This window comes from Planococcus sp. A6 (genome assembly GCF_028823615.1).
Classification (GTDB): domain Bacteria; phylum Bacillota; class Bacilli; order Bacillales_A; family Planococcaceae; genus Planococcus.
Genome location: NZ_JAPEHT010000045.1, coordinates 1 through 24,762 on the forward strand (window position 1 = coordinate 1; position 24,762 = coordinate 24,762).

26 protein-coding genes are annotated in these 24,762 nt (G+C 48.6%); 8 read left to right on the forward strand and 18 right to left on the reverse strand.

Translation table 11 applies throughout. The features are described 5' to 3' along the window. The 3 genes from rpsR to rpsF form a co-directional block, all read right to left on the reverse strand. Window positions 1-155 (reverse strand): 30S ribosomal protein S18 (rpsR, locus tag ON064_RS08450; protein WP_274624429.1); only part of this gene is annotated, 155 nt, incomplete at its 3' end. Window positions 156-207: 52 nt separating this feature from the next. Beyond that, window positions 208-702 carry a single-stranded DNA-binding protein gene (gene ssb / locus ON064_RS08455; RefSeq protein ID WP_058382281.1) on the reverse strand — a complete coding sequence of 165 codons (495 nt, stop codon included), beginning with the start codon at window positions 700-702 and terminating at the stop codon, window positions 208-210. A gap of 53 nt (window positions 703-755) precedes the next feature. Continuing rightward, window positions 756-1,043, reverse strand: coding sequence for a 30S ribosomal protein S6 (gene rpsF, locus ON064_RS08460; RefSeq protein WP_068459466.1), 288 nt, complete (start codon window positions 1,041-1,043; stop codon window positions 756-758). A gap of 156 nt (window positions 1,044-1,199) precedes the next feature. On the opposite strand from rpsF, the gene ON064_RS08465 reads away from it, so the two are divergent. Next, complete coding sequence (locus ON064_RS08465) at window positions 1,200-1,760, forward strand: DUF3267 domain-containing protein (RefSeq protein WP_407951601.1); 561 nt, start codon at window positions 1,200-1,202, stop codon at window positions 1,758-1,760. A gap of 466 nt (window positions 1,761-2,226) precedes the next feature. On the opposite strand, the gene ON064_RS08470 is transcribed toward ON064_RS08465, so the two are convergent. The 15 genes from ON064_RS08470 to rpmH form a co-directional block, all read right to left on the reverse strand. Further along, window positions 2,227-2,610: a gamma-glutamylcyclotransferase family protein gene (locus ON064_RS08470; protein WP_274624416.1), complete on the reverse strand. Its 384-nt coding sequence runs from the start codon at window positions 2,608-2,610 to the stop codon at window positions 2,227-2,229. A gap of 127 nt (window positions 2,611-2,737) precedes the next feature. Beyond that, window positions 2,738-3,838, reverse strand: a complete 1,101-nt coding sequence (gene ychF / locus ON064_RS08475) for a redox-regulated ATPase YchF (protein ID WP_274624417.1) — start codon at window positions 3,836-3,838, stop codon at window positions 2,738-2,740. Window positions 3,839-3,918: 80 nt separating this feature from the next. Next, complete coding sequence (locus tag ON064_RS08480; RefSeq protein WP_058382277.1) at window positions 3,919-4,119, reverse strand: DUF951 domain-containing protein; 201 nt, start codon at window positions 4,117-4,119, stop codon at window positions 3,919-3,921. A 15-nt stretch (window positions 4,120-4,134) separates the two neighbouring features. Beyond that, the gene (locus ON064_RS08485; RefSeq protein WP_274624418.1) at window positions 4,135-5,037 is read right to left on the reverse strand and encodes a mechanosensitive ion channel family protein; all 903 of its coding nucleotides are present in this window, start codon (window positions 5,035-5,037) and stop codon (window positions 4,135-4,137) included. A 21-nt stretch (window positions 5,038-5,058) separates the two neighbouring features. Next, window positions 5,059-5,772, reverse strand: a complete 714-nt coding sequence (locus ON064_RS08490; RefSeq protein ID WP_101192094.1) for a DUF554 domain-containing protein — start codon at window positions 5,770-5,772, stop codon at window positions 5,059-5,061. A gap of 246 nt (window positions 5,773-6,018) precedes the next feature. Further along, window positions 6,019-6,852: a ParB/RepB/Spo0J family partition protein gene (locus tag ON064_RS08495; protein WP_274624419.1), complete on the reverse strand. Its 834-nt coding sequence runs from the start codon at window positions 6,850-6,852 to the stop codon at window positions 6,019-6,021. Beyond that, window positions 6,845-7,606: a ParA family protein gene (locus tag ON064_RS08500; RefSeq protein ID WP_274624420.1), complete on the reverse strand. Its 762-nt coding sequence runs from the start codon at window positions 7,604-7,606 to the stop codon at window positions 6,845-6,847. Before ON064_RS08500 ends, ON064_RS08495 begins: the two co-directional genes overlap by 8 nt. Window positions 7,607-7,760: 154 nt before the next feature. Further along, on the reverse strand, window positions 7,761-8,624 hold the full coding sequence (gene noc, locus ON064_RS08505; RefSeq protein WP_274624421.1) for a nucleoid occlusion protein: 864 nt from the start codon (window positions 8,622-8,624) through the stop codon (window positions 7,761-7,763). 85 nt (window positions 8,625-8,709) lie between these two features. Continuing rightward, window positions 8,710-9,423, reverse strand: coding sequence for a 16S rRNA (guanine(527)-N(7))-methyltransferase RsmG (gene rsmG, locus ON064_RS08510; protein ID WP_274624422.1), 714 nt, complete (start codon window positions 9,421-9,423; stop codon window positions 8,710-8,712). A 149-nt stretch (window positions 9,424-9,572) separates the two neighbouring features. Next, entirely contained in the window at window positions 9,573-11,456 is a 1,884-nt protein-coding gene (gene mnmG / locus ON064_RS08515) for a tRNA uridine-5-carboxymethylaminomethyl(34) synthesis enzyme MnmG (RefSeq protein WP_274624423.1), read from the reverse strand. A 23-nt stretch (window positions 11,457-11,479) separates the two neighbouring features. Then, complete coding sequence (mnmE, locus tag ON064_RS08520) at window positions 11,480-12,865, reverse strand: tRNA uridine-5-carboxymethylaminomethyl(34) synthesis GTPase MnmE (protein WP_121299602.1); 1,386 nt, start codon at window positions 12,863-12,865, stop codon at window positions 11,480-11,482. A 318-nt stretch (window positions 12,866-13,183) separates the two neighbouring features. Then, entirely contained in the window at window positions 13,184-13,987 is an 804-nt protein-coding gene (gene jag / locus ON064_RS08525) for an RNA-binding cell elongation regulator Jag/EloR (RefSeq protein WP_274624424.1), read from the reverse strand. Further along, window positions 13,984-14,724: a membrane protein insertase YidC gene (yidC, locus tag ON064_RS08530; protein ID WP_274624425.1), complete on the reverse strand. Its 741-nt coding sequence runs from the start codon at window positions 14,722-14,724 to the stop codon at window positions 13,984-13,986. Before yidC ends, jag begins: the two co-directional genes overlap by 4 nt. A gap of 61 nt (window positions 14,725-14,785) precedes the next feature. Next, entirely contained in the window at window positions 14,786-15,130 is a 345-nt protein-coding gene (gene rnpA, locus ON064_RS08535) for a ribonuclease P protein component (RefSeq protein ID WP_274624426.1), read from the reverse strand. A 90-nt stretch (window positions 15,131-15,220) separates the two neighbouring features. Then, on the reverse strand, window positions 15,221-15,358 hold the full coding sequence (gene rpmH / locus ON064_RS08540; protein ID WP_033544046.1) for a 50S ribosomal protein L34: 138 nt from the start codon (window positions 15,356-15,358) through the stop codon (window positions 15,221-15,223). 490 nt (window positions 15,359-15,848) lie between these two features. Here rpmH and dnaA point away from each other — a divergent pair, with 490 nt between their 5' ends. The 7 genes from dnaA (at window position 15,849) to gyrA (ending at window position 24,747) form a co-directional block, all read left to right on the forward strand. Continuing rightward, a complete protein-coding gene (dnaA, locus tag ON064_RS08545) occupies window positions 15,849-17,192 on the forward strand; it encodes a chromosomal replication initiator protein DnaA (protein ID WP_058382267.1) in 1,344 nt (447 codons plus the stop codon). Between the two features lie 170 nt (window positions 17,193-17,362). Beyond that, a complete protein-coding gene (dnaN, locus tag ON064_RS08550) occupies window positions 17,363-18,484 on the forward strand; it encodes a DNA polymerase III subunit beta (RefSeq protein ID WP_274624427.1) in 1,122 nt (373 codons plus the stop codon). A 107-nt stretch (window positions 18,485-18,591) separates the two neighbouring features. Beyond that, window positions 18,592-18,831 (forward strand): S4 domain-containing protein YaaA, encoded by a 240-nt coding sequence (gene yaaA, locus ON064_RS08555; protein ID WP_058382265.1) that lies wholly within the window; start codon window positions 18,592-18,594, stop codon window positions 18,829-18,831. Then, window positions 18,821-19,933, forward strand: a complete 1,113-nt coding sequence (gene recF, locus ON064_RS08560) for a DNA replication/repair protein RecF (protein ID WP_058382264.1) — start codon at window positions 18,821-18,823, stop codon at window positions 19,931-19,933. Before yaaA ends, recF begins: the two co-directional genes overlap by 11 nt. Window positions 19,934-19,939: 6 nt before the next feature. Further along, on the forward strand, window positions 19,940-20,149 hold the full coding sequence (locus ON064_RS08565) for a hypothetical protein (protein ID WP_121299409.1): 210 nt from the start codon (window positions 19,940-19,942) through the stop codon (window positions 20,147-20,149). Between the two features lie 47 nt (window positions 20,150-20,196). After that, entirely contained in the window at window positions 20,197-22,125 is a 1,929-nt protein-coding gene (gyrB, locus tag ON064_RS08570; protein ID WP_058382262.1) for a DNA topoisomerase (ATP-hydrolyzing) subunit B, read from the forward strand. 30 nt (window positions 22,126-22,155) lie between these two features. Continuing rightward, window positions 22,156-24,747 carry a DNA gyrase subunit A gene (gyrA, locus tag ON064_RS08575; RefSeq protein WP_274624428.1) on the forward strand — a complete coding sequence of 864 codons (2,592 nt, stop codon included), beginning with the start codon at window positions 22,156-22,158 and terminating at the stop codon, window positions 24,745-24,747. The last annotated feature ends 15 nt before the right edge of the window (window positions 24,748-24,762 follow it).

Genomic DNA, 24,762 nt, shown 5'->3' on the forward strand with positions numbered 1-24,762 from the left:
GCGCTTGTGCCCGTAACACGACGTGGCAAAATTTTGCCTCGCTCAGAAATGAATTTCTTAAGCAAATCAGTGTCTTTGTAGTCGATGCGTGTAATGTTGTTTGAAGTGAAATAACAAACCTTTTTACGCTTCTTGCCTCCGCGACGTGGTGCCATATCGAATTACCTCCCTCATCTTCAGATTTCTATTCGCTGATGGGCGCCTGGTTTAGAACGGCAGATCGTCGTCTGAAACTTCGATCTTCCCGCTTCCGCTTGAAAACGGATCGTCATCTACACGAGTGTTGTTTTGCTGACTTGGACTAGACGGTTGGTTCTGTTGATAAGACGGCTGCTGTCCATACGAGCGATCGTTTGAACGATCCCCAGATCCGGAGTTGGCGCTTTTCGGTTCAAGGAATTGAACGCTGTCAGCCACCACTTCCGTCGTATAAACGCGCTTGCCATCTTGACCCTCGTAGCTGCCAGTCTGAATGCGGCCTTCGACACCGGCGAGACTTCCTTTTTTGAGGAAATTCGCTGTGTTTTCAGCCTGCTTGCGCCAAACGGTACAATTGATAAAATCCGCTTCGCGTTCACCTTGCGCGTTGGAGAATGTCCGGTTTACAGCAAGTGTAAAACGAGCCACCGCCGCTCCGCTTGGCGTGTAACGAAGATCGGGATCTTTTGTCAGTCTTCCGACCAATACAACCCGGTTGATCATCAGAATTCAACCTCCTTTTTCAAGTCGTGTATTATCTGTATTCCGCTTGTTGCTTATACGTCTAGGCGTACAGCCATGTGGCGGATAATGTCTTCATTGAAGTTCGCAAGACGTGTAAACTCGTTGATAGCTTCTGTCTCAGCATTAGCTTTAACGATCTGGTAGAAACCTTCTTTGAAATCATTGATTTCATAAGCCAGACGGCGTTTACCCCATTCTTTCGACTCGATGATTTCCGCACCGTTAGAAGTTAGGATTTCGCTGAAACGCTCAACTAGAGCTTTCTTAGCGTCCTCTTCAATGTTCGGGCGTACAATGTACATTACTTCATATTCTCTCATCGTATTGTCACCTCCTTATGGACTTGGGCCCTGCTGATTCCAGCGGGCAAGGAGCAAGCAATCATAAATATTACTCACATCAACATATTGTAGCATACGCACAGGCTTCCGGCAAGTTGTAATTTAGGCTATACTGAAAGCATCAAAATTCGGGATGTGTTGCCTGTGGAACCGCATAAAACCATCGATTTGAATATAGAAGAAATCGCGCCAAAAGCGCTGTGGTTCAATATTGGGCTGGTCATCGTTTTCGCACTTGCCTATCAGCTGTTCCGCGAGCCGCTGTCTTTCGGCTTTTCGCTGTTCGGCATCCTTTATTTCTTGGGCGGTTACGCGTTATTGATCGTGCTGCATGAATTATTCCATTTGATCGGCTTTGTCGCCTTCGGCAAAGTGCCGGTTTCGTCACTTCAATACGGCCTCAATTTAAAATTGGGCATTGCTTATGCGACAAGCGACCGGCCTGTAAAAAACCGGGCGATGCGCGCTGTTTTGCTGCTGCCTTTTTGGATGACCGCTGTGTTGCCGACCGTCATCGGCTTCTGGATCGGCGACCAAGTGCTCGTCTTGCTCGGCGCCATGCTGACGGCTGGTGCGTTCGGCGACTTCCTCATGTACTATGAATTGCGCAAAGAGCCGAACGATGCGTGGATATTGGACGACCCGAAACTCCCCCGCCTCCACGTCTATTCCAGCTATCCGTCTCTAGATGAATGAATGGCAGAATCCCACAAATAAAAAAAGGCGCAGCAGTGTTAAAGAAGTGTATTAATTTAGTTATGAATCAAAATGACGGCATCTTTTCGACACTCAAAAATCAATGACCTATCTAAGTATTTGGAGAAGCGTTCGCTCGTAAAACCTTCTGCTCAATAATGCTGCACATTACTTCGCAAAGATAATGTCTCACGTAGTTCGACTTTATCTTTCCTGCGGGAGTAGCGAAGCGACGGGTTTGAGAAACCCCGCAGGCAATGGATATGTGAAGCTTTGGCTGAGCATATTCATTTGCGACGCATCTGCTATGCAGATGTAAGAGCACACGGTTTTCGTAGCGGCTGAAGAGGCTCGATTCCCGCCCGCGGAAAGCGAGCGATAAGCTTCGGAAAATACCACTTCTTAACTTTTTCGACAAACCAAAAGAAGGCACAGCAAATTTCCTGCTGTGCCTTCTTTTTAATTTTCATCTCGCAAACGACCGTTCCACGTCCCATACGCCTTCCGGGATATATTCCTTCAACAACCGCTCCGCTTTCGCCGTATAGACGATGGCTTGCGTGGTGCCGCGTTCGGTTTCTACTTCGATTGTCAGGCGGTCGTACATGTCCGTTTTTGCATTCCCTGAATAATCCTCCAGGTCGTTGATGGCCGGCCATAAGACATCCGGAATGTCGTAAAGCTCCCCGTGGATAGTATCGTCCCCTGATAAAGCGAGCGCCGGATAGCCGAGCCCCGTATCATACAAGCTTCCTGAAATTGTTACGTGTTCTGACACCAAATCCGCTTCTTCCAGATAGAAATGGTATTTGCCGCCTCTTTTCAAGGTGCCATATGCGAATAAATACATTCGTTTCCCTCCTCATAAAAAACCGGATGCTCAAAAAGCACCCGGTTCGGTATTCTTTTCCAGCCGCCAATCCGTTGTTAACTTGTTTCCATGGCAATGACTGACAATAAACTATTAGGCGTAAGCCTTATACATTAAATCTGAAGAGCATAACATCGCCGTCTTTGACGATGTATTCCTTGCCTTCTTGGCGCACTTTTCCGGCTTCTTTCGCCGCTGCCATCGAACCGGCTTCCACCAATTCTTCATAAGCGACGGTTTCTGCGCGGATAAAGCCGCGTTCGAAATCGGAGTGGATGATGCCCGCACATTGCGGAGCTTTCATGCCTTTTTTGAACGTCCATGCACGCACTTCCTGCACGCCGGCAGTGAAGTAAGTGGCAAGTCCGAGCAAGTTGTAAGCGGCTTTGACCAATTGATCAAGCCCTGACTCTTCGATGCCGAGCTCTTCGAGGAACATTTCTTTCTCTTCGTCGTCAAGCTCTGCCATTTCCTCTTCGATCTTCGCACACACGACAATCACGTCGGAATCATGGCCCGCGGCGTAATCGCGCACTTGCTGGACATATTCGTTGTTTGCGGCATCGGCAATTTCATCTTCCGACACGTTCGCTACATAGAGCATCGGCTTGAGTGTCAATAAGTTCAAGCCTTTCGCGATTTTTAGCTCGTCTTCCGTGAAGTCGATCGAACGGGCCAACTCGCCGTTTTCGAAAGCTTCGCGGAGCTTCGCCAATACCGGCTCTTCAGCGACGGCATCTTTGTCTTTTTGCTTCAGAAGCTTCGCGTTGCGGGCAATGCGCTTTTCGATGCTTTCCATATCTGCCAAGACAAGTTCCAGATTGATGACTTCGATATCGGATACCGGGTCCACTCCCCCGGAAACGTGCGTGATATTGTCATCAGCAAAACAGCGCACCACTTGTGTGATGGCATCCACTTCACGGATATGGGCAAGGAATTTATTGCCTAGCCCTTCCCCTTTACTGGCGCCTTTGACGATGCCGGCAATGTCGGTGAATTCGAACGCTGTCGGGATGGTCTTTTTCGGTTCGACCAATTCCGTCAGTTTATCGAGGCGCTCATCAGGCACTTCGACGATGCCGACATTTGGATCTATCGTACAGAACGGGTAGTTCGCCGCTTCGGCGCCCGCTTTCGTAATAGCGTTGAATAATGTGGATTTCCCCACGTTTGGTAATCCTACAATCCCTGCAGTTAATGCCAAAGGATTCACGACCTTTCTTTTTCGCTCACAAATTTTGCAACCATTCCATTATAGAAAGAGGAGGCGGAAATGTCCATTGTTCATTCCGCCTCGGCCTTCACCAATACTTTTTTCATTTTTTTATTAAACTCTGCCCGCGGCAACATGACGCTATGCTGGCAGCCTTCGCATTTGATGCGGATGTCGGCGCCCATACGGATAATTTTCCAGGCGTTCGCTCCGCACGGATGGCCTTTTTTCATCTCGACAATATCATGTAGCCCAAATTCCTTCATTTCCATGGCTGCGTCCCTCCATCATTTATTCGCATTCATTGCTGCCGCATCACCCGGCTCACGATGCATGACCACCATGCGAGGATAAGGCAATTCGACGCCGCGCTGATCGAGGAATTCTTTCAAATCACGGCGCATTCGGCGGGAGACGGCGAAATGCTGCATTGGCAAGGTTTCAGCCGTCAACCGCATGACCACTTCCGTCGCCGTCATATTTTGTACGCCGAGCAGTTCGGCTGGGCTGATGACTTCTTCATAAGTGGGTTGGACCGTTTCCAAAAATTCCAAGATCAGCCGTTCCACTTTCGCTAAATCGGAATCGTGCGAAACGCTCAGATCCACGACCGCGATCGAATTGTGGAGCGAGAAATTGACGACTTCTGTGACTGTGCCGTTCGGGAAGATGAACAACTCACCGGTCCACGCTTGCACTTTCGTCGTCCGCAAGCCAATTTCCTGGACCGTCCCTTCGGCTTGGTTGATACGGACGTAATCGCCCACTGAAAATTGGTCTTCAAAAATAATGAAGAAGCCGGTGATGACGTCGCGCACCAAGTTCTGTGCGCCGAAGCCGACAGCGAGGCCGACTACCCCGGCACCGGCGATAATCCCGCTGATGTTGACCGAGAACGCTGCGAGTATGGCGACGAGCGCCATAAATCCAATGACATATGTAACGATATTTTCCAATAGCTTCGACAAAGTCTGATGACGGCGGCCATTCGTTTTGATCGGCCCTCTTAAACGGACCGAAAACGACTTACGGATGATGATCCGCATGACACGCGTCAATATATAGGCACCGACAGCGATTAATATGACACGCAGCGCCGTTCCGGAAATGTCTAACCACATTTCCTCATCCAGCAGCTTCGTCGTCATCTGATTGACAAATCTCTCAACAACGCTTCTTTCAAAAAACACGTCTACACCTTCTTTAGTTACTTACATCAGATTGAATTTAAACACGGCCGTGACAAGAAACGCAACTACAATGATCCCCGGTAATAAGTTTGCTACACGGATCTTCACAATACCCATCAAATTAAGCCCGATCGCTGCAATCATGACCCCGCCGGTCGCCGTCATTTCGGTAATGAACAAGTCGAGCGCCGCTTCCGGAATGAGTAGGCTGATCTGCGTTGCGAACAAAGCGATCAAGCCTTGGTACACGAATACCGGAATCGCCGACAGCATCACCCCGATGCCGAGTGTCGAAGCGAGGATGATTGACGTAAAGCCGTCAATGATGCCTTTCGAGACGAGAACGCCGTGTTCGTTGCTCAGACCGCTCTCTAATGCCCCGATAATGCCCATTGCGCCGATAACGAAGATCAGCGTCGCGGTGACAAAGCCTTGCGCCAGGCTGCCTTGGCTTTCTTTTGTGCCAAGCATCCGTTCAATCCAACGGCCAAATGCATTCAATTTATCTTCAAGCCTTGCCCATTCGCCAATGACCGCACCGAGCACCAGGCTGATGATGACGATGACGAAATTCTGGCTCTCGAAGCCCATCTGCAAGCCCAACACGACAACCACAAGCCCAATGACATACATGACCGTCTCTTTCATCCTGTCGGGAATATTGCGCAATGCCCGCCCGATCAGTGTTCCTATGACAATTAAAAGCGCGTTGACCAATGTTCCCCAAAGAACCATATTCGAGCTCCTTCCTCTCCGTGCTTCGGAATGTGCAGAGCGCCCGGCTCTTCTCCCTCTTTTTTCGAGTTTTAAAAGCCGGCGTTGCCAATGCGTAAGATCCATTCTCGTTGCGACGGCTTTCTCCCGCTTCAAAGAAACGCCTATTCCCCGTCTCCGGAAAATAGGCCGTTTTCATACCGATGTCACGGTTCATTTGGATAAACCCGCCATGAGCGCCAAATACGCTCTATGCCGGTTGAAATATTATTTCAGCAAATCCAAGATCCGTTCCAAGTCATCTTCTGAGAAAAACTCGATTTCGATCTTGCCTTTGTTCTTCTGTTTTTTGATCTGGACATTCGTGCCGAAACGGTCACGCAGCTCAGATTGTTTTTCTTCTATAAAGATATCCTTTTTCTTTTCCGGTGTTTCACGTGGAACATTGTCGTTCAAACGCTGCACCAAGCTCTCCAGTTGGCGGACATTCAATCCTTCTTTGACAGCCTTTTGTGCCGTCTCGGAAATATCCTTTTTGCTGCGCAATCCGAGCAAGGTACGACCATGCCCCATCGACAGTTTTTTATCCGAAATGAGCTCGCGTACGTCTTTCGGCAAGGTCAATAAGCGAATATGGTTGGTGATATGCGGGCGGCTTTTGCCAAGCCGGAATGCCAATTGCTCCTGGGTCAAATTCAATGTTTCCATCAGCTTCTGGTAGGCTTCTGCTTCTTCGATCGGCGTCAAATCCTCGCGCTGCAAGTTTTCGAGAATCGCCAATTCCATCATCTGCTGTTCATTGAAATCTTTGACGATGGCTGGAACTTCTTTCAATTTGCACAGTTTTGCCGCACGGAAGCGGCGTTCTCCGACGATCAGTTCGAATTTTGCGCCTTTTTTCCGCACGACGACTGGCTGCAGGATGCCGTGCTCGCGAATCGATTCGGCAAGTTCTTCAAGTGCTTGCTGGTCGAACACTTTGCGCGGCTGATGCGGGTTTTCTTTAATATCGGTCAATTTGATCTGCATCACTTTATCCGTTTCGTTGACTGTTTCTCCTGGAAACAATGCGTTGATGCCTTTTCCCAATCCTTTAGCCATTACGAATCACTTCCTTCGCCAATTCTAGATAAACTTCTGCGCCTCTGGACTTCGGATCATAGATGATGATTGGCTCTCCGTGACTCGGGGCCTCGCTCAAGCGGACATTGCGCGGAACCACGGTGTCATACACTTTGTCCTGGAAGTATTTCTTCACTTCTTCGATGACTTGCATGCCCAGATTGGTCCGTGCATCGTACATCGTCAATAGCACGCCGTCGATCATCAGATCGTGGTTCAAGTGTTTTTGGACCAAGCGGACGGTGCTCAACAACTGGCTTAAACCTTCTAGAGCATAATATTCACATTGTACTGGAATAATAATTCCGTCTGAAGCGGTTAACGAATTCAAGGTCAGCAGCCCAAGTGATGGCGGACAGTCGATGATGGTGTAATCGTATAAGTCCTTTACTTCTGCCAAGGCATTTTTCAGCCGTGCTTCGCGCGAAATAGTCGAAACCAATTCAATTTCCGCACCGGCCAATGAAATTGTCGCCGGCACCACATGAAGATTTTCGACTTTCGTCTCCATGATTGTGTCTTTAACATCCACATCGTCAATGAGAATTTCATAAATGCATTGATCGACATCGCCTTTATTGATGCCGACGCCGCTCGTCGCATTTCCTTGTGGATCGATATCTATTAACAGCACTTTCTTGCCTAAATATGCAAGACAGGCGCTTAAATTAACTGATGAAGTTGTTTTTCCTACACCGCCCTTTTGATTGGCGATGGCAATCGTTCTACCCACACGTGCACCAACTTTCTTCGATACTGTCTTTATTTTACTGCGGAAATGCCTTTATGGCTATCCGCGACAGCTTCCATTTCTATATTGTATCAAATTTCCTGTTTCATAGAGATAAATCTGCCAAAAAAAGCCCTTTCCTCAACGGAAAGAGCGATTATGGGCGTTTTTTCGGAATCTTCACGGTAATTTGATAATATTCCTCGTGTTCTTCCTCTTTGGTATCCAGTTTAATGCCGCTTTTTTTGACCATCGACAACGATTCTTTGATGGTATTCATCGCAATGCGCATATCCCGGCTGACTGCTTTCCGGCGTTTCTTAGGCTTTTTCGGCGCTTCTTCCGTCAGGCTTTTGATACGTTCTTCCAGCTCTTTGACGTTGAGTCCTTCTTCCAATAGCTGTTCAAGCAAGTGCTGCTGGAGTTCAAGGTCTTTTACCGGCAATAAAGCACGAGCATGGCGTTCAGTGATGCTCCGTGTAAGCAATGCTTGCTGGACGGCTTCCGGCAGCTTTAACAGCCGCAGTTTATTGGCGACAGCTGACTGGCTTTTGCCGAGTCGCTGCGCCAAGGCTTCCTGGGTGATTTCCTGGATTTGCAGCAAATTGGAATAGGCATGCGCTTCTTCAATCGCCGTCAATTCCTCGCGCTGGAGGTTTTCGATCAACGCGATTGACGCCGTTTCTTTATCGCTCAATTGGCGAACAATCGCCGGAACTTCCTCCCAGCCGAGAGACGTCATCGCACGGAAGCGCCGTTCCCCTGCAATGATTTCATAAAAACCATCCTGCTGCGAATCCCTGACGACGATTGGCTGGATGACGCCGTGGACGTGGATCGTCCGGGCCAACTCTTCGATTTTCTCCTCGTCAAAAACGGTTCGCGGCTGGAATTGGTTGGCATGGATCTTAGCCAGCGGTATTTTCACCACTTCTTCAGAAGCATGGCTTGAAGCTTCTGCTGTTGTTGCATCGTTTTCTTTATCTCCGCCTCCGAAAAGACGGGCAAAAGGACTTTTCATGCTCAGCCACCACCTTATTAAAAACTTGCTCTTGTTGTTTCATTCCAAAGACGCGTCTGTAGTTCCTTATGTTCCACGTGAAACATTAGCTGATCGGCGATTTGTTCGGCATGCCCGCTTTTCTCGGATATTTCTTCGGCGTTGCTTTGAATTTCCGGAACACTTGGATATGGCGTTCGCTTTCTTCTACCGGCAAGAGGAAGGAATGCACGGATTCTTGCTTCACTCCAAGCACTTTGAGTGCCTTATCCGCATCTTTCAGTTCATCGGGCGCGGATGCAGCTTTCATTGCGGCAAACGCCCCTCCCTGCTTGACGAGCGGCACACAAAGTTCAGCGAGCACAGAGAGTCTTGCTACAGCGCGGGCGGTTACGATATCGTAGCTTTCGCGATGCTGTGACTGGCCAAAATCTTCTGCGCGCGAGTGGACGAAAGAAACTTTGTCCAACCCGAGGGCTTCACTCAAATGATTCAAGAATTGGATGCGTTTGTTCAATGAATCGACGATCGTCACTTCGATATGCGGGAAGCAGATTTTTAGCGGGATACTCGGGAAGCCAGCCCCTGCCCCGACGTCACATAATGACAGCGACTTGGTGAAATCCATGTAAAAGGCGGCACTGATGGAATCATAGAAATGTTTTAAATAGACATCTTCCTGCTCCGTGATGGCCGTCAAATTCATTTTCTCGTTCCATTCGACGAGTTCTTTGTAATAGATGTGGAATTGTTCCAACTGGCGCTCGGAAAGTTCGATGCCTTGTTGTTTCAATGCTTGCGCAAATTGCTGTTCGTTCACTGTATGTCCCCCTCTCACCTGTCTCACCGCACATTTGCGGGAGCGGGATTAGCGTTTTTATGTAAAAGCAAATGGGCTGGCGGATACCAGCCCATTTCGAGTTCTGTTATGTGCTAGCGGCCATGCCGCCCAGTGAGCTCAAATCCCAACTAGACTTTTGCGATTCTTCCTTGTTCAATATACACCAATAAAATCGAAATGTCAGCAGGGTTGACGCCAGAAATGCGTGTCGCTTGCGCAATCGATAGCGGCTGCACTTCTTTCAGTTTGCCGCGCGCTTCCGTCGCAAGCCCTGAAATGGCATCGTAATCGATGTTTTCCGGAATTTTTTTGTTTTCCATTTTCTTCAGCTTATCGACTTGCTGAAGAGATTTTTCGATATAGCCTTCGTATTTCACGTGGATCTCGACTTGCTCTTTCACTTCGTCGCTGAGCGCGATGTCGGATTCAGTCAAGGACGCGATCATGTCGTAATTCATCTCTGGACGCTTCAACAGGTCGGCTGCGCGGATGCCGTCTTTCAGCTCGCTGCCGCCTGCGTTGCGTATCGCTTCCTGCGTTTGTTCGTTCGGCTTGATGATGATCCCGCGCAGGCGCTTGATCTCTTCTTCGATATGGTCTTTTTTCTCAAGAAAACGCGCATAACGCTCTTCTGTGATCATGCCGAGCTGATAGCCGAGTTCCGTCAAACGCAAATCTGCGTTGTCGTGGCGCAGCAATAAACGGTATTCCGCACGTGATGTCAGCAAACGATAAGGCTCGCTTGTTCCTTTGGTGACCAAATCGTCGATCAAGACACCGATATAGGCATCCGAACGGCTGAGGATGACTTCTTCTTTGCCGAGCACTTTCGCTGCGGCGTTGATACCAGCCATCAACCCCTGCCCCGCTGCTTCTTCGTAGCCGGATGTGCCGTTGATTTGGCCTGCTGTATAAAGGTTGGTGATTTGTTTGGATTCAAGCGTCGGCCATAATTGCGTCGGCACGATGGCATCGTATTCGATGGCATAGCCTGAACGCATCATATCAGCCTTCTCAAGCCCTGGAATCGATTCAAGCAATTTGCGCTGAACGTGTTCCGGCAAACTCGTGGAGAGGCCTTGTACGTAAACCTCACGCGTTGAGCGCCCTTCCGGCTCGAGGAAGATTTGGTGGCGCGGTTTGTCGCTGAAACGGACGATTTTGTCTTCGATCGATGGGCAATAACGCGGCCCTGTGCCTTTTGCCATGCCCGAATACATCGGCGACAAATGCAAATTCTCATCGATGATCTGATGCGTTTCGCTCGTCGTATACGTCAGCCAGCACGGCATTTGGTCCATGATGAATTCCGTTGTTTCAAAGCTGAACGCGCGCGGCACATCGTCTCCCGGCTGGATTTCCGTTTTCGAATAGTCAATGCTGTTGCTATTTATGCGCGGCGGTGTGCCAGTTTTAAATCGCACCGTCTCAAAGCCGAGCTCCTGCAGGTTTTCCGCGAGTTTAATGGACGGCTGCTGGTGGTTCGGGCCGCTTGAGTAACGCAAGTCGCCGATGATGATTTCGCCGCGCAGGAAGGTACCAGTCGTGATGACCACCGTTTCCGCGCGGTAAATGCCGCCTACTTGTGTAATGAGGCCTTTGACTTCCCCATCTTCAACAATCAATTCTTCCGCGATGCCTTGGTGGAGTGTCAGGTTTTCCTGTTCCTCCATCAAGCGCTTCATTTCCTGCTGGTAAAGCACTTTATCGGCTTGTGCGCGCAATGCGCGGACAGCCGGCCCTTTGGCGGTGTTGAGCATTCTCATTTGAATATGCGTTTTATCGATGACGCGGCCCATAGCCCCGCCCATTGCATCTATTTCACGTACCACGATGCCTTTTGCCGGCCCGCCGATGGACGGGTTGCAGGGCATAAAGGCGATCATATCGAGATTCATCGTCAACACAAGCGTTTTAGCGCCCATGCGTGCAGAAGCGAGTGCTGCTTCCGCTCCGGCATGGCCTGCGCCTACGACGATGACATCGAACGTGCCTGCTTCGTATTGTGGCATGTTCGTTCAGTCCCTTCAAAAATTTATTTTCCTAGGCAAAATTGCGAGAATAATTGGTTCAATAAGCCGTCATCTGCCGTATCGCCGATGATCTCCCCGAGAATTTCCCATGTACGGGTCACATCGATTTGGATCATATCGACCGGCACGTCCATTTCGGCGGCCGAAATCGCATCCGAAATGGTTTGATGCGCTTGGTGCAAGAGTGAAATGTGGCGCACGTTGGAGACATAGGTCATATCCCCTGCCTCGATTTCCCCTTCAAAGAACAATTCGGCAATCGCTTCTTCGAGCTGGTCGATGCCTTCTTCTTCAATTAAAGAAGTCGTCACGAGGCGTTTGTCGCTAGTCAGTTCCTTCACTTGATCCAAGTCGATCTGTTGCGGCAAATCGGTCTTGTTGATGACGACAATATAATTCATATCGCGGACCGCTTCAAATAACAGCAGATCTTCTTCGGTCAATTGCTCTGCGTAATTCAATACGTAGAGGATCAAATCGGCTTCTTTTAACACTTTGCGCGATCGTTCGACGCCGATGCGCTCGACAATGTCCTCTGTTTCCCGGATGCCTGCTGTATCGACAAGACGCAGCGGCACGCCGCGGACATTGACATATTCTTCGATAATATCACGCGTCGTGCCAGCAATTTCCGTCACAATGGCTTTATTTTCCTGGACTAAGCTGTTCAATAGCGACGATTTCCCGACATTCGGGCGGCCGATAATGACCGTAGACAAGCCTTCGCGCAAAATTTTGCCTTGCTGAGAAGTCTGGAGCAATTTAGCGATTTCCGATTGCACCCATTGTGCTTTTTCAAGCATCATCGGGCGTGTCATTTCTTCCACATCGTCGTATTCGGGATAGTCGATGTTCACTTCCATCTGTGCGATCGATTCCAATAATGCTTGGCGCAGTGAGCTGATGAGACGGGATAAACGTCCTTCCATTTGCGTCAGCGCTACGTCCATGGCACGGTCCGTTTTCGCGCGGATCAAGTCCATCACGGCCTCTGCCTGGGATAGATCGATGCGCCCGTTAAGGAATGCGCGCTTAGTGAATTCACCAGGCTCCGCAAGCCGTGCACCGGCTCTTAGGGCGAGTGACAACACACGATTAACCGATACGATGCCGCCGTGGCAGTTAATCTCCACAACATCTTCACGGGTAAATGTTTTTGGTGCTCTCATCAATGCGACCATTACTTCCTCCGCCGTTTCTTTCGTCGCGGGGTCTTCGATATGGCCGTAATGGATGGTATGGCTCGCCTGTTCAGCGAGCGCTTTAGCAGACGGCGCACGGAACAAACGGTCTGCGATGGCTACCGCTTCCGGCCCGCTCAAACGGACGATGGCGATAGCCCCTTCACCGCTTGGCGTGGAAATCGCGGCGATCGTATCGAATTCCATCATGATGCTGTTTCCTCCTCTTGCAATAAAATACTAAAGGCAAACAAATTAAGTTTGCCCACAGCATGCTTTTATGGGTTAAAACAGTTGTCCACATGTGGACAACTGTCAAAATACGCGTGGCTGTACAACGTACAACAATAACACAAAATGCATGAAATCAAAAGATACAGCGCTCGATTTTGGTATTTTTTTCAGGTTCACTCGCAAATATGATATGCATAAATATACAACGGTGAAATTGCTGCTTCTTTGTTTCTTTCCATAAAAAATGCCCGCTGGCGTCATTTACACGACGCCAGCGGGCATTTTCTTCCATTATTTATGCGGTTCGATGACCAAATAGCGGTTCGGGTCTTTGCCTTCCGAATACGTGTCAATATCCAGCCGACGAGACAGCGCCTGATGGATCACTTTCCGCTCATAGGACGGCATCGGTTCGAATTGGACACGGTTTCCAGTGCGGATCGCTTTGTCCGCCATCCGGTCCGCCAATTGTTCCAATGTTTCCTGGCGGCGTTCCCGGTAATTCTCGGCATCCAACTCGACAATCATGAATTGTTCAGCGTGGCGATTCGCCACCAATTGCGCCAATTGTTGAAGCGAATTCAAGGTCTGCCCTCTTTTGCCGATCAGCATCGCTATTTTTTCGCTTTCCAATTTAAAACGCACCGTTTTGCCTTGTTTTTCATGCGCAACGGTCAAATCGTCGATCTTCATGCCTTTTGCAACGTCTTTTAAATAGGTTTTCGTTTCTTCGATCGCTTTGTCATTCGATGGTTTCATTGCAGGTTCTGCAGCAGATCCACCGAAATCCGGTTCTTCTCCCTCTTCCGTCGGAGCTGACGGCATCTCTGCCGCAATCTCTTCTTCAGAAGGTTTGGCGCTATCCTCTTGTTCCGGCGTTTTTTCCGTCTGCTGCGGCGCCTTTTCAGTTTCTGGCTGCCCCAAATCCATCACCGTGACTTCTACTTCTGCGTCTTTTGCACCGAATCCGAAAAACCCCTTTTTTCCTTCTTCGATGACGCGGACCGTTACTTCGTCCCGTGATTTATTCAGTTTTTCCAGCGCGTTTTCAATCGCTTGTTCGACCGTTTTCCCCGTTTGTGTAAGATGCTTCACTTTTTAGCCCCTCCTGTTTTCGTTTTAACAGGCTGTTGCACTTCTTTCTTTTCCCATGGACGGTAAATGAACATGTTTTGGATAAGCGAGATGATGTTCCCGATTACCCAGTAAAGTGTCAATGCGGACGGCAAGACGATCCCGAACCCGGCAATCATGACCGGCATGAAATACATCATTGCCTTCATTTGCGGGTTGTCCATTGCAGGGCCCGTACGCAGAACGATCAATTGCATGACACCGGCTGTAACGGCCAGGATGATGCTCGGTTCTGCCAGCGGGAAGATCAAAAATGTGCCAAGATCGATTTCAGGCGTTGCATTCATACGGCTGATCGCGTGATAGAAACCGATCAAAATCGGCATCTGGATGACAACCGGCAAACAGCCGGCCATCGGGTTGACGCCTTTTTCCTGGAACATCGCCATCATTTCCTGCTGATATTTCTGCTGGGTGACGGCGTCTTGAATTTCCTGCATGCGTTTCGAACTTTTCGTCTGCTTGATCATCAATGGCAGTAAGGCTAACCGGATGAGAATCGTTACTGCAATGATCCCGAATCCATAAGTACCTAGGAAATCCTTAAAGAATACGATGATCGATACTAACGGCCAAACGACAAACTCATTCCAAAATCCTTCGCTTTGGTCGCTGATCGGCTGGTCAAACTCCATACAGCCCGACAATAAGAGGGCAACAGCCACCAAGGCGAAGAGCAACCCTGTTCTCTTCTTCACTTTGCTTCCTCCAAACTCTATTCAATTACTTCCTATAGTAACATCCGGATCGATCCGGCATCTACTTCTTCGGCAAAGCGCGTGCGATCTTCAGCACATGCTCCAGACTTTTCTTGCTTTCATGAAAATCTAAATTGGCCGCCTGTGGTCGGGCGATGATAATGTAATCCGCGTTCGGCAGGAGATCATCCTTCAATTCCAAGAAGACTTGGCGGATATAACGCTTGACGCGGTTTCTAGCGACCGCATTGCCGACTTTTTTGCTGACGGAAAGGCCCAGGCGAAATTCCTCCTGCTGCTCGCCTTTCAGCAAATAGACAATGAATTGCCGATTCGCAAATGATTTTCCTTTTTTGAAAACGCGCTGAAACTCCGTATTCTTCTTGATCCGCTGCTGCTTATTCATTTTTTCACCTGCTACTTGCTTATTTTGATGCATTTTCGCTCAAATCCCGCGAAAAAGAAAAAAAAAGACCACTGATGCGGTCAGTGGACTTTAAGCTGATAGTACTTTTCTTCCTTTACGGCGACGGGCAGCGATAACGCGACGTCCGTTCTTTGTGCTCATGCGTGCTCTGAAGCCGTGCACTTTGCTGTGTTTGCGTTTATTTGGTTGGTATGTGCGCAATGTCATGACCTTACACCTCCTATATAAAAGTTAACTATTTTCTAAAGACAGTCTCGACTATTATAAGGGCGCTAGCTTGTCTATGTCAATCATTTCTTTTAAATGCAAGAGATCCGCTAGACAATCCAAAAAGGAAAGTTATACACAATCACGGAGGATCTTCGGTGAACTTCCTGTGATCTCATTTTTCGTGAAAATGATTTATCCACATGCCTTATCGACAGGTTTTTCACATAGGAACTGCCTGTGGATATCAAAAATGTGCACAAAGCGCGCTATGTGGATAAGTGAAACAAATGCTTGTAATGTCTATCGTTTTTTGATAACATTGTTTTGTTTTCACTTGTTAACAATTTCTATCCCGAAATAGTTATCCACATATTGTGGGTAAGGTGTGGATAGTTTTCCCCAAGCCTGTTTATAGATCTTATCCACAGGCTGTGGTTTTGTGTATGGTATACTGTAAAAAATCTTTACATATAAAGGAGATACGCTATTGGAACACTTAGACGAAATTTGGTCGAGTGTCTTAGCCCAAGTCGAGAAAAGAATCTCCAAGCCCAGTTTTGAAACTTGGCTCAAATCTACCAAGCTCTTGTCCTATAAAGAAGATACTGTAACCATTTCAGCCCCAAATTCATTTGCGCGCGACTGGCTTGAAAACCATTATGTGCACTTGATCACCGGCATTTTGACAGATCTGACAGGGGACGAAGCGCTTATTAAATTTGTGGTGCCAAAAGATCAGGATATGGATGATTTCCAGCTTCCCGCTCCCCGTGTCAAACCGGGGCAGGCGGAGCAGCAAGAGTTTTTGCCGGGCATGCTGAACCCGAAATATACCTTTGACACATTCGTCATCGGTTCCGGCAACCGCTTTGCGCACGCTGCATCGCTGGCTGTCGCCGAAGCACCGGCAAAAGCTTATAACCCGCTTTTCATCTATGGAGGCGTAGGACTTGGCAAGACCCACCTTATGCACGCAATCGGACATTATGTCATTGAACACAACCCAGACGCCAAAGTGGTTTATTTGTCGTCGGAAAAATTCACCAACGAGTTCATCAACTCGATCCGTGACAACCAGACCGTCGATTTCCGCAATAAATACCGCAATGTCGATATTTTGCTCATTGACGATATTCAATTTTTAGCCGGAAAAGAGCAGACACAGGAAGAATTCTTCCATACATTCAATACGCTGCACGAAGAATCCAAGCAGATCATCATCTCGAGCGACCGGCCGCCAAAAGAGATCCCGACACTCGAAGACCGCTTAAGATCGCGCTTTGAATGGGGATTGATTACCGATATCACGCCGCCGGACTTGGAAACGCGGATTGCCATTTTGCGCAAAAAAGCCAAAGCGGACGGCCTGGACATCCCGAACGATGTTATGACCTATATCGCCAATTCAATCGATTCCAACATCCGCGAGCTCGAAGGCGCCTTGATCCGCGTCGTCGCTTATTCCTCCCTGATCAACCGGGACATGAGCGCAGAGCTTGCGGCAGAAGCCTTAAAAGACATCATGCCGAACTCCAAGCCGAAAGTGATCACCATTTTGGACATCCAAAACGCAGTCGGCGAACAGTTCAACGTCAAATTGGATGATTTCAAAACGAAGCGCCGCACGAAGGATATTGCGTACCCACGTCAAATCGCGATGTATTTATCGCGCGAAATGACGGATTTCTCGTTGCCGAAAATCGGCGAGGAATTCGGCGGCCGCGATCACACGACGGTCATCCATGCGCACGAAAAGATCAACACGATGCTGAAAGAGAACCAGCAGCTTCAGCAGGATATTAAAGAAATTCGATCTGCACTCGGGAAATAAGGCTGTGGATAACCCCCGATTTTCTTAAGCAGTTTATGCACAGTTTGTCTACATGTGGATAAGCTGCTTTTATTGCTCATATCGGGCTTATCCACATATTCACAGCCCCTACTACTATTACTGTCTTTAAGTACTAATAACTAAAATATATATATAAGCGAGGTTCGAGAATGAAATTCGAGATAAAACGTGAGCGATTAGTTGAAGGTTTAAACGATGTAATGAAAGCAGTCAGTTCAAAAACAACGATTCCGATTTTGACTGGGATCAAGATGGATGTTTCTACAGAAGGAATGCGCTTAACAGGAAGTGACTCAGATATCACGATCCAAACTTTCATCCCAGCAGAAGAGGATGGAAAACAATTGATCGATGTCACTGAAGGCGGAAGCATCGTCCTTCAGGCAAAAGTATTCGGGGAAATCGTCCGCAAATTGCCGACTAATGAAGTCGAAATCGAAATCAACGGCAATTTCCAGACGCATATCCGTTCAGGAAAATCCGAATTCCACTTGATCGGGCTTGACGCAATGGATTATCCACAATTGCCGGATATCCAAGACGACCGCATTTTCACGATTCCAGCGGATCTGTTGAAAACCATCAATAGAGAAACGGTATTTGCCGTGTCCAGTTCTGAAACGCGCCCTGTACTTACCGGCGTTCATTGGGAAGTAAAGGACGGGGAGCTAGTTTGTGTTGCAACCGACAGCCACCGTTTGGCACGCCGCAAAACGAAACTCGAAACTTTGCCGGAAGGGGAGTACAGCGTCGTCATTCCAGGGAAAAGCTTGAATGAATTGAACAAAATCCTCGATGACACGTCCGATCCGGTTGAAATCGTCATGACCAACCAGCAAGTGTTGTTCAAATCGAAGCACATCTTGTTCTTCTCCCGTCTATTGGAAGGCAACTACCCAGATACATCGCGCTTGATTCCGTCTGAATACAAAGACGGCCGTTCATTGCTTCAGGCAATCGACCGTGCTTCACTACTTGCGCGTGAAGAACGCAATAACGTCGTGCGTTTCTCCACAAACGAAGGCAGCGAAGTAGAAGTCTCCTCGAATTCCCCGGAAGTCGGGAAAGTCGAAGAGCAATTGCAGGCACAAAGCGTCGACGGCGAAGAGCTGAAGATTTCCTTCAGTGCGAAGTTCATGATGGATGCTTTGAAAGCGATCGATGGCCAAGATGTCGTTATCCAGTTCACTGGAGCGATGCGTCCATTCATTTTGAAATCGGCCTTGGATGACTCAATTCTTCAATTGATTCTTCCTGTCCGGACATATTAATTAGAACCAAAACCCTCAGGATAGCCCATAAAGGCTATCCTTTTTACTTATGGGGGCAAATAGGGTAAAATAAAGGGATAGACTACGAATCGAAGGATGAGTGCATTTTGAAGGAAATCGGTATTGAGACAGAATTTATTACATTGGGACAGTTGCTAAAAATGACGGACACAATCAGTTCAGGCGGAATGGCCAAATGGTTTTTAAGCGAACATGAAGTATTTGTGAACGGAGAAGCGGAAGACCGCAGAGGGCGCAAATTGCGTCCGGAAGATACTGTGAACATACCGGGGACGGGGGAATTCCGCATCGTTGTCGCCGAAGGCATGAGCTTCGATGCGGATTGACAACCTCGAGTTAGTCAATTACCGCAACTATGAAACGCTCAAGCTCGACTTCTCGCCGGAGATCAACGTCTTTATCGGCGAGAACGCGCAAGGCAAAACCAATATCATGGAATCGCTCTACGTTTTATCCATGGCGAAATCCCACCGGACGAGCAATGACAAAGAATTGATACGCTGGGACGCGGAATATGGTAAAATTAAAGCTGATGTGCTCCGGAAATATGGCAAACTGCCGCTTGAAATCAGCTTTTCCAAAAAAGGCAAAAAAGCGAAAGTGAACCACCTGGAGCAGAGGCGGCTGAGCGATTATATCGGCCAATTGAACGTCGTCATGTTCGCTCCTGAAGACTTGCATTTAGTCAAAGGCAGCCCACAAGTCAGGCGCCGCTTCATCGATATGGAAATCGGCCAGATTTCACCGGTCTATCTCCACGATCTCGTCAATTACCAGAAGCTGTTGAAACAGCGCAACCATATATTGAAGCAACATTACGGCAAACAGGCGATCAATGACGTCATGTTCGAGGTATACACCGAACAATTCATTGAAGCTGCTGTAAAAATTATACAAAAAAGATTCCAGTTCATGGAATTGCTGCAAAAATGGGCAGAGCCGATCCATCATGGCATTTCCCGTGGGCTTGAAAAACTGGAAATCCGCTACCAGCCGATTAGTGGGTTGAAGCCCGAATGGACGCCTGCTGAAATGGCGTCCTTTTTAGAGCAGAAGCTTCAAGAAGTGAAAAAGCGTGAGCTCGACCGCGGCGTAACGCTGGTCGGACCGCACCGCGATGATCTGCAGTTCATGGTGAACGGCTATGACGTCCAGACATATGGCTCCCAAGGGCAGCAGCGCACGACCGCCCTGTCCTTGAAACTTGCGGAAATCGAGCTGATCAAGCAGGAAGTCGGCGAAGCGCCGGTTCTCTTGCTGGATGACGTGCTTTCCGAACTGGACGATTACCGCCAGTCGCATTTACTCAACACGATCCGCGGATCCGTGCAGACTTTTGTCACGACCACTAGTGTCGAAGGCATCCAACACGAGACCATTCAAAGCGCCCGCCTTTTCGAAGTATCGAAAGGAACGGTCAAGGAGTGAACATATATGTATGTCCAGATCGGAGCATCCCAATTGATTGCCGTCACGGAAATCCTTGCGGTGGTCCATCATGAACAGTATGTCCACTCTGCTTTTACGCGGCTTTTAGTCCCGCCTGAAGCAGTGAAATCCTATGTCGTTACCGATGATTTCGTCTATGGGTCACCTTATCGGCCACAGGCACTGCTGAATAAAATTCAGCAAAACAGGTTATAACCGGTCAATGGAAATAATGAGTTGTCAAGAAAGAGCAGGTGAACGGAATGGCTATGGAAGATACGAATCTTGAGCAATCTTATGGCGCCAATCAGATTCAAGTATTGGAAGGCTTAGAAGCGGTACGGAAACGGCCGGGCATGTATATCGGTTCTACGGGATCGAGAGGACTGCACCATTTAGTGTGGGAAATCGTGGATAACAGCATCGACGAAGCCCTTGCCGGCTATTGCGATGAAATCCGCGTCACAATCGAAAAAGACAATTGGATCCGCGTGGAAGATAACGGCCGCGGTATTCCAGTCGATATGCAAGAAAAAATGGGCCGTCCGGCTGTTGAAGTCATCATGACGGTTCTTCATGCCGGCGGTAAATTCGGCGGCGGCGGTTATAAAGTATCCGGCGGCCTCCACGGCGTTGGCGCATCAGTCGTCAATGCTTTGTCCGAGACAACGGAAGTTTATGTGCACCGGGACGGCAAGCGCCACTTCATTCAATTTGAGCGCGGCGCAGTCAAAAAAGAACTTGGCGTCATCGGCGAAGCCGACAAGACCGGCACAACGATCCGTTTTAAAGCGGACGGGGAGATCTTTAAAGAAACAACAGTTTACGAATTCGATATCCTGGATCACCGCCTCCGCGAGCTCGCCTATTTGAACCGCGGCTTGAAAATCGTGGTCGCTGATGAACGGGAAGGCTTGGAGCAGGAAAAGAAATACCACTATGAAGGTGGGATCAAATCCTACGTCGAGCATTTGAACAAATCGAAAGACCCGCTTCACGAAGAAGCGATTTTCGTCGAGTCGGAGCGGGACGGCATCAATGTCGAAGTCGCGATGCAATACAACGGCGGATTTGCGGCAAATATCTTTTCATTCGCGAACAATATCAGCACCCATGAAGGCGGAACGCACGAATCCGGCTTTAAAACGGCGTTGACGCGCGTCATCAACGATTACGGCCGCAAGAATGGCTTGTTAAAAGACGCTGAAGCGAACTTGACTGGTGAAGACGTAAGGGAAGGGTTAACGGCGATCATTTCCGTTAAGCATCCAGACCCTCAATTCGAAGGCCAGACCAAGACAAAGCTCGGCAATACTGAAGTATCAACAATCGTCAATAATTTATTCTCTAACGGATTTGAACGCTTCTTGCTGGAAAATCCATCAACCGCCAAGAAAATCATCGAAAAGGGCATCATGGCTTCACATGCCCGGATGGCTGCCAAAAAAGCACGCGAATTCACGCGCCGCAAATCAGTCCTTGAAGTCTCAAGTTTGCCAGGGAAACTCGCAGACTGTTCTTCGCGCGACCCGAAAATCAGCGAAATCTACATCGTAGAGGGCGATTCAGCGGGCGGATCCGCAAAATCCGGCCGAGATCGCCACTTCCAAGCGATTCTGCCCTTGCGCGGAAAAATCCTCAATGTAGAAAAAGCTCGTCTAGATAAAATTCTTGTAAACGCAGAGATCCGCAATATCATTACCGCACTCGGAACCGGCATCGGTGAAGAGTTCAATCTTGATAAAGCGCGTTACCATAAAGTCGTCATCATGACCGATGCCGATGTCGACGGCGCCCACATCCGGACCTTGCTGTTGACGTTCCTATTCCGCTATATGCGCCCATTGATCGAAGCAGGCTATATTTATATTGCACAGCCGCCATTGTTCCAGATCAAACAAGGCAAGCATGTCGATTATGTTTATTCGGATGCACAGCTGAAAGAAGCATTAGCAAAACTTCCGGGATCACCTAAGCCGCATGTCCAGCGCTATAAAGGACTCGGCGAGATGAATGCCACTCAATTATGGGATACCACGATGGATCCTGATTTCCGTACCTTGCTGCAAGTCACGCTCGAAGATGCGATGACAGCGGATGAGACTTTCCATATGTTAATGGGAGATGACGTCGAACCGCGCCGCAATTTCATTGAAGAAAACGCCAGTTATGTGAAGAACTTGGATGTATAACGCAACAAGAGTTGAGAGGAGGCTGCGGATATGGCGGAACGGCCAGGCAGCGGAGTAGAAGAAATAAATATCAGCACGGAGATGCGCACATCATTCCTTGACTATGCAATGAGTGTCATCGTTTCACGTGCGTTGCCAGATGTCCGGGACGGCTTGAAGCCGGTGCATCGGCGCATTTTATATGCCATGCATGACCTCGGAATCACAGCGGATAAAGGCTATAAAAAGTCGGCACGTATTGTCGGTGACGTAATCGGTAAATATCACCCGCACGGTGATAGCGCGGTTTATGAAACGATGGTACGGATGGCTCAGGATTTCAGCTATCGCTATATGCTCGTCGACGGCCACGGGAACTTCGGTTCTGTAGATGGTGACGCAGCAGCAGCAATGCGCTACACAGAATCCAAAATGTCAAAAATTTCCATGGAACTTTTGCGTGATTTAAATAAAAACACAGTTGATTATAAGGAAAACTATGATGGTCAGGAAAAAGAACCGGTTGTCCTCCCAAGTAGATTTCCGAACTTGCTTGTCAACGGAACTTCCGGAATCGCAGTCGGAATGGCTACCAATATCCCGCCTCATAATCTAGGGGAGACGATCGATGCAGTTCTGGCCTTAGCCGAAAACCCGGCCATCACGACTGAAGAATTGCTCGACTTTCTTCCAGGGCCCGATTTCCCGACCGGAGGCATCATCCTCGGACGGAGCGGCATCCGCCGCGCCTACGAAACCGGTAAAGGTTCGGTGTTGATCCGTGCGGTCGTTGAAATCGAAACAAAACCGAATGGCAAAGAAGTAATCCTCATCCACGAACTTCCTTATCAAGTCAATAAAGCGCGTCTGATCGAGAAAATCGCAGAATTGGTGCGCGACAAAAAAATCGACGGCATCACCGATTTGCGCGACGAATCCGACCGCAACGGCATGCGCGTCGTGATTGAAGTGCGCAGAGACGCAAGCGCCAATGTCCTATTGAACAATTTGTACAAACAGACAGCGATGCAGACAAGCTTCGGCATCAATATGCTTGCGCTCGTCGATGGCCAGCCGAAAGTTCTTGGCTTGAAAGACGTCCTTTATCATTACCTGGAGCACCAGAAAGTCATTATCCGCCGCCGCACAGAATTCGATCTGCAAAAAGCGGAAGACCGTGCGCATATCCTTGAAGGCTTGCGCATCGCATTAGATCATATTGATGCCATCATCGCCTTGATCCGTGGGTCTCAAACGACTGAAGAAGCCCGCAACGGTTTGATGAATGATTTCAATTTATCTGAGCGCCAATCCCAAGCCATCTTGGACATGCGCCTTCAACGTTTGACTGGTCTCGAACGGGACAAGATCGAAGAGGAATACCAAGGGCTCATCGCACTCATCAATGAGCTGCGTGCAATTCTTGCGGATGAATCGAAGATCCTCGAGATCATCCGTGAAGAAATCCTTGAAATCAAAGAGCGATTCAATGATCCCCGCAGAACGGAAATCACTGTCGGCGGCTCTGAGATGATCGAAGATGAAGACCTCATCCCACGTGAAGCTTCAGTATTGACGCTCACGCACAACGGCTATATCAAACGTTTGCCTGCCAATACGTACCGCAGCCAGAAACGTGGCGGACGCGGCGTACAAGGAATGGGAACCAACGATGACGATTTCGTTGAACATCTTCTATATACATCGACACATGATACAATCCTGTTCTTCACAAGCGAAGGGAAAGTCTACCGCAAGAAAGGCTATCAGGTTCCTGAGTACGGCCGGACTGCGAAAGGCTTGCCACTCGTCAACTTGCTGGAAATCGGCAAGAACGAAAAAGTGACAGCAGTGATCCGTGTCGAAGAATTCAAAGAAGATGATTTCTTCTTCTTCACTACACGCGGCGGCCTGAGCAAGCGGACGCCTGTGAGCAATTATGCCAATATCCGACAAAATGGGTTAATTGCCATCAATTTGCGTGAAGACGATGAATTGATCTCAGTCAAGATGACTGATGGCAACAAAGAAATTGTTATCGGAACCCGTGATGGTGCATTGATCCGATTCCCAGAGACGGATATCCGCAGTATGGGACGCGCAGCAAGCGGTGTCCGGGGCATCCGTCTACGTGAAGGCGATCAAGTCGTCGGGATGGAGACATTAGAGACGGACGATAAGATCCTGGTCATTACGGAAAATGGTTATGGCAAGCGAACAAAAGAATCCGAATACCGCGTCCAATCCAGAGGCGGTATGGGAATCAAGACCTGCCACATTACAGAAAAGAACGGGCCGCTCGTAGCTGTCCGTGCTGTAAATGGAACAGAAGACATCATGCTGATTACACAACATGGCGTGCTGATTCGTATGGATGTAGAAGATATTTCAACGACTGGAAGAAACACGCAAGGAGTCCGATTGATCCGTCTTGGAGACGAAGAGGTTGTGGCTACTGTCACCAAAGTGAAAAAAGATTTGGATGATGCAGAAGCAGCAGAAGTTGATGAAGAGACAGAACCAGTTTCAGAAGATAACGTAGAAGCACTCATCGAAGAAAGTGTAGAAGCAGATGTCTATACAGAGGATGAGGTCGTTGAAGATGAAATGGAAGAAAGCACAGAAGATGAACTAGAAGAATAGAAGATTTCAAAAGAG

Bases quoted from the DNA above. Each gene is read 5' to 3' on its own strand.
- ssb (WP_058382281.1), bottom strand. From the start codon at position 702: ATGATCAACCGGGTTGTATTGGTCGGAAGACTGACAAAAGATCCCGAT.
- rpsF (WP_068459466.1), bottom strand. From the start codon at position 1,043: ATGAGAGAATATGAAGTAATGTACATTGTACGCCCGAACATTGAAGAG.
- ON064_RS08470 (WP_274624416.1), bottom strand. From the start codon at position 2,610: ATGTATTTATTCGCATATGGCACCTTGAAAAGAGGCGGCAAATACCAT.
- ON064_RS08480 (WP_058382277.1), bottom strand. From the start codon at position 4,119: ATGGAAATGAAGGAATTTGGGCTACATGATATTGTCGAGATGAAAAAA.
- ON064_RS08490 (WP_101192094.1), bottom strand. From the start codon at position 5,772: ATGGTTCTTTGGGGAACATTGGTCAACGCGCTTTTAATTGTCATAGGA.
- ON064_RS08495 (WP_274624419.1), bottom strand. From the start codon at position 6,852: ATGGCTAAAGGATTGGGAAAAGGCATCAACGCATTGTTTCCAGGAGAA.
- noc (WP_274624421.1), bottom strand. From the start codon at position 8,624: ATGAAAAGTCCTTTTGCCCGTCTTTTCGGAGGCGGAGATAAAGAAAAC.
- mnmG (WP_274624423.1), bottom strand. From the start codon at position 11,456: ATGCCACAATACGAAGCAGGCACGTTCGATGTCATCGTCGTAGGCGCA.
- mnmE (WP_121299602.1), bottom strand. From the start codon at position 12,865: ATGGAATTCGATACGATCGCCGCGATTTCCACGCCAAGCGGTGAAGGG.
- rnpA (WP_274624426.1), bottom strand. From the start codon at position 15,130: ATGAATAAGCAGCAGCGGATCAAGAAGAATACGGAGTTTCAGCGCGTT.
- rpmH (WP_033544046.1), bottom strand. From the start codon at position 15,358: ATGACATTGCGCACATACCAACCAAATAAACGCAAACACAGCAAAGTG.
- dnaN (WP_274624427.1), top strand. From the start codon at position 17,363: ATGAAATTCGAGATAAAACGTGAGCGATTAGTTGAAGGTTTAAACGAT.
- recF (WP_058382264.1), top strand. From the start codon at position 18,821: ATGCGGATTGACAACCTCGAGTTAGTCAATTACCGCAACTATGAAACG.
- ON064_RS08565 (WP_121299409.1), top strand. From the start codon at position 19,940: ATGTATGTCCAGATCGGAGCATCCCAATTGATTGCCGTCACGGAAATC.
- gyrB (WP_058382262.1), top strand. From the start codon at position 20,197: ATGGCTATGGAAGATACGAATCTTGAGCAATCTTATGGCGCCAATCAG.
- gyrA (WP_274624428.1), top strand. From the start codon at position 22,156: ATGGCGGAACGGCCAGGCAGCGGAGTAGAAGAAATAAATATCAGCACG.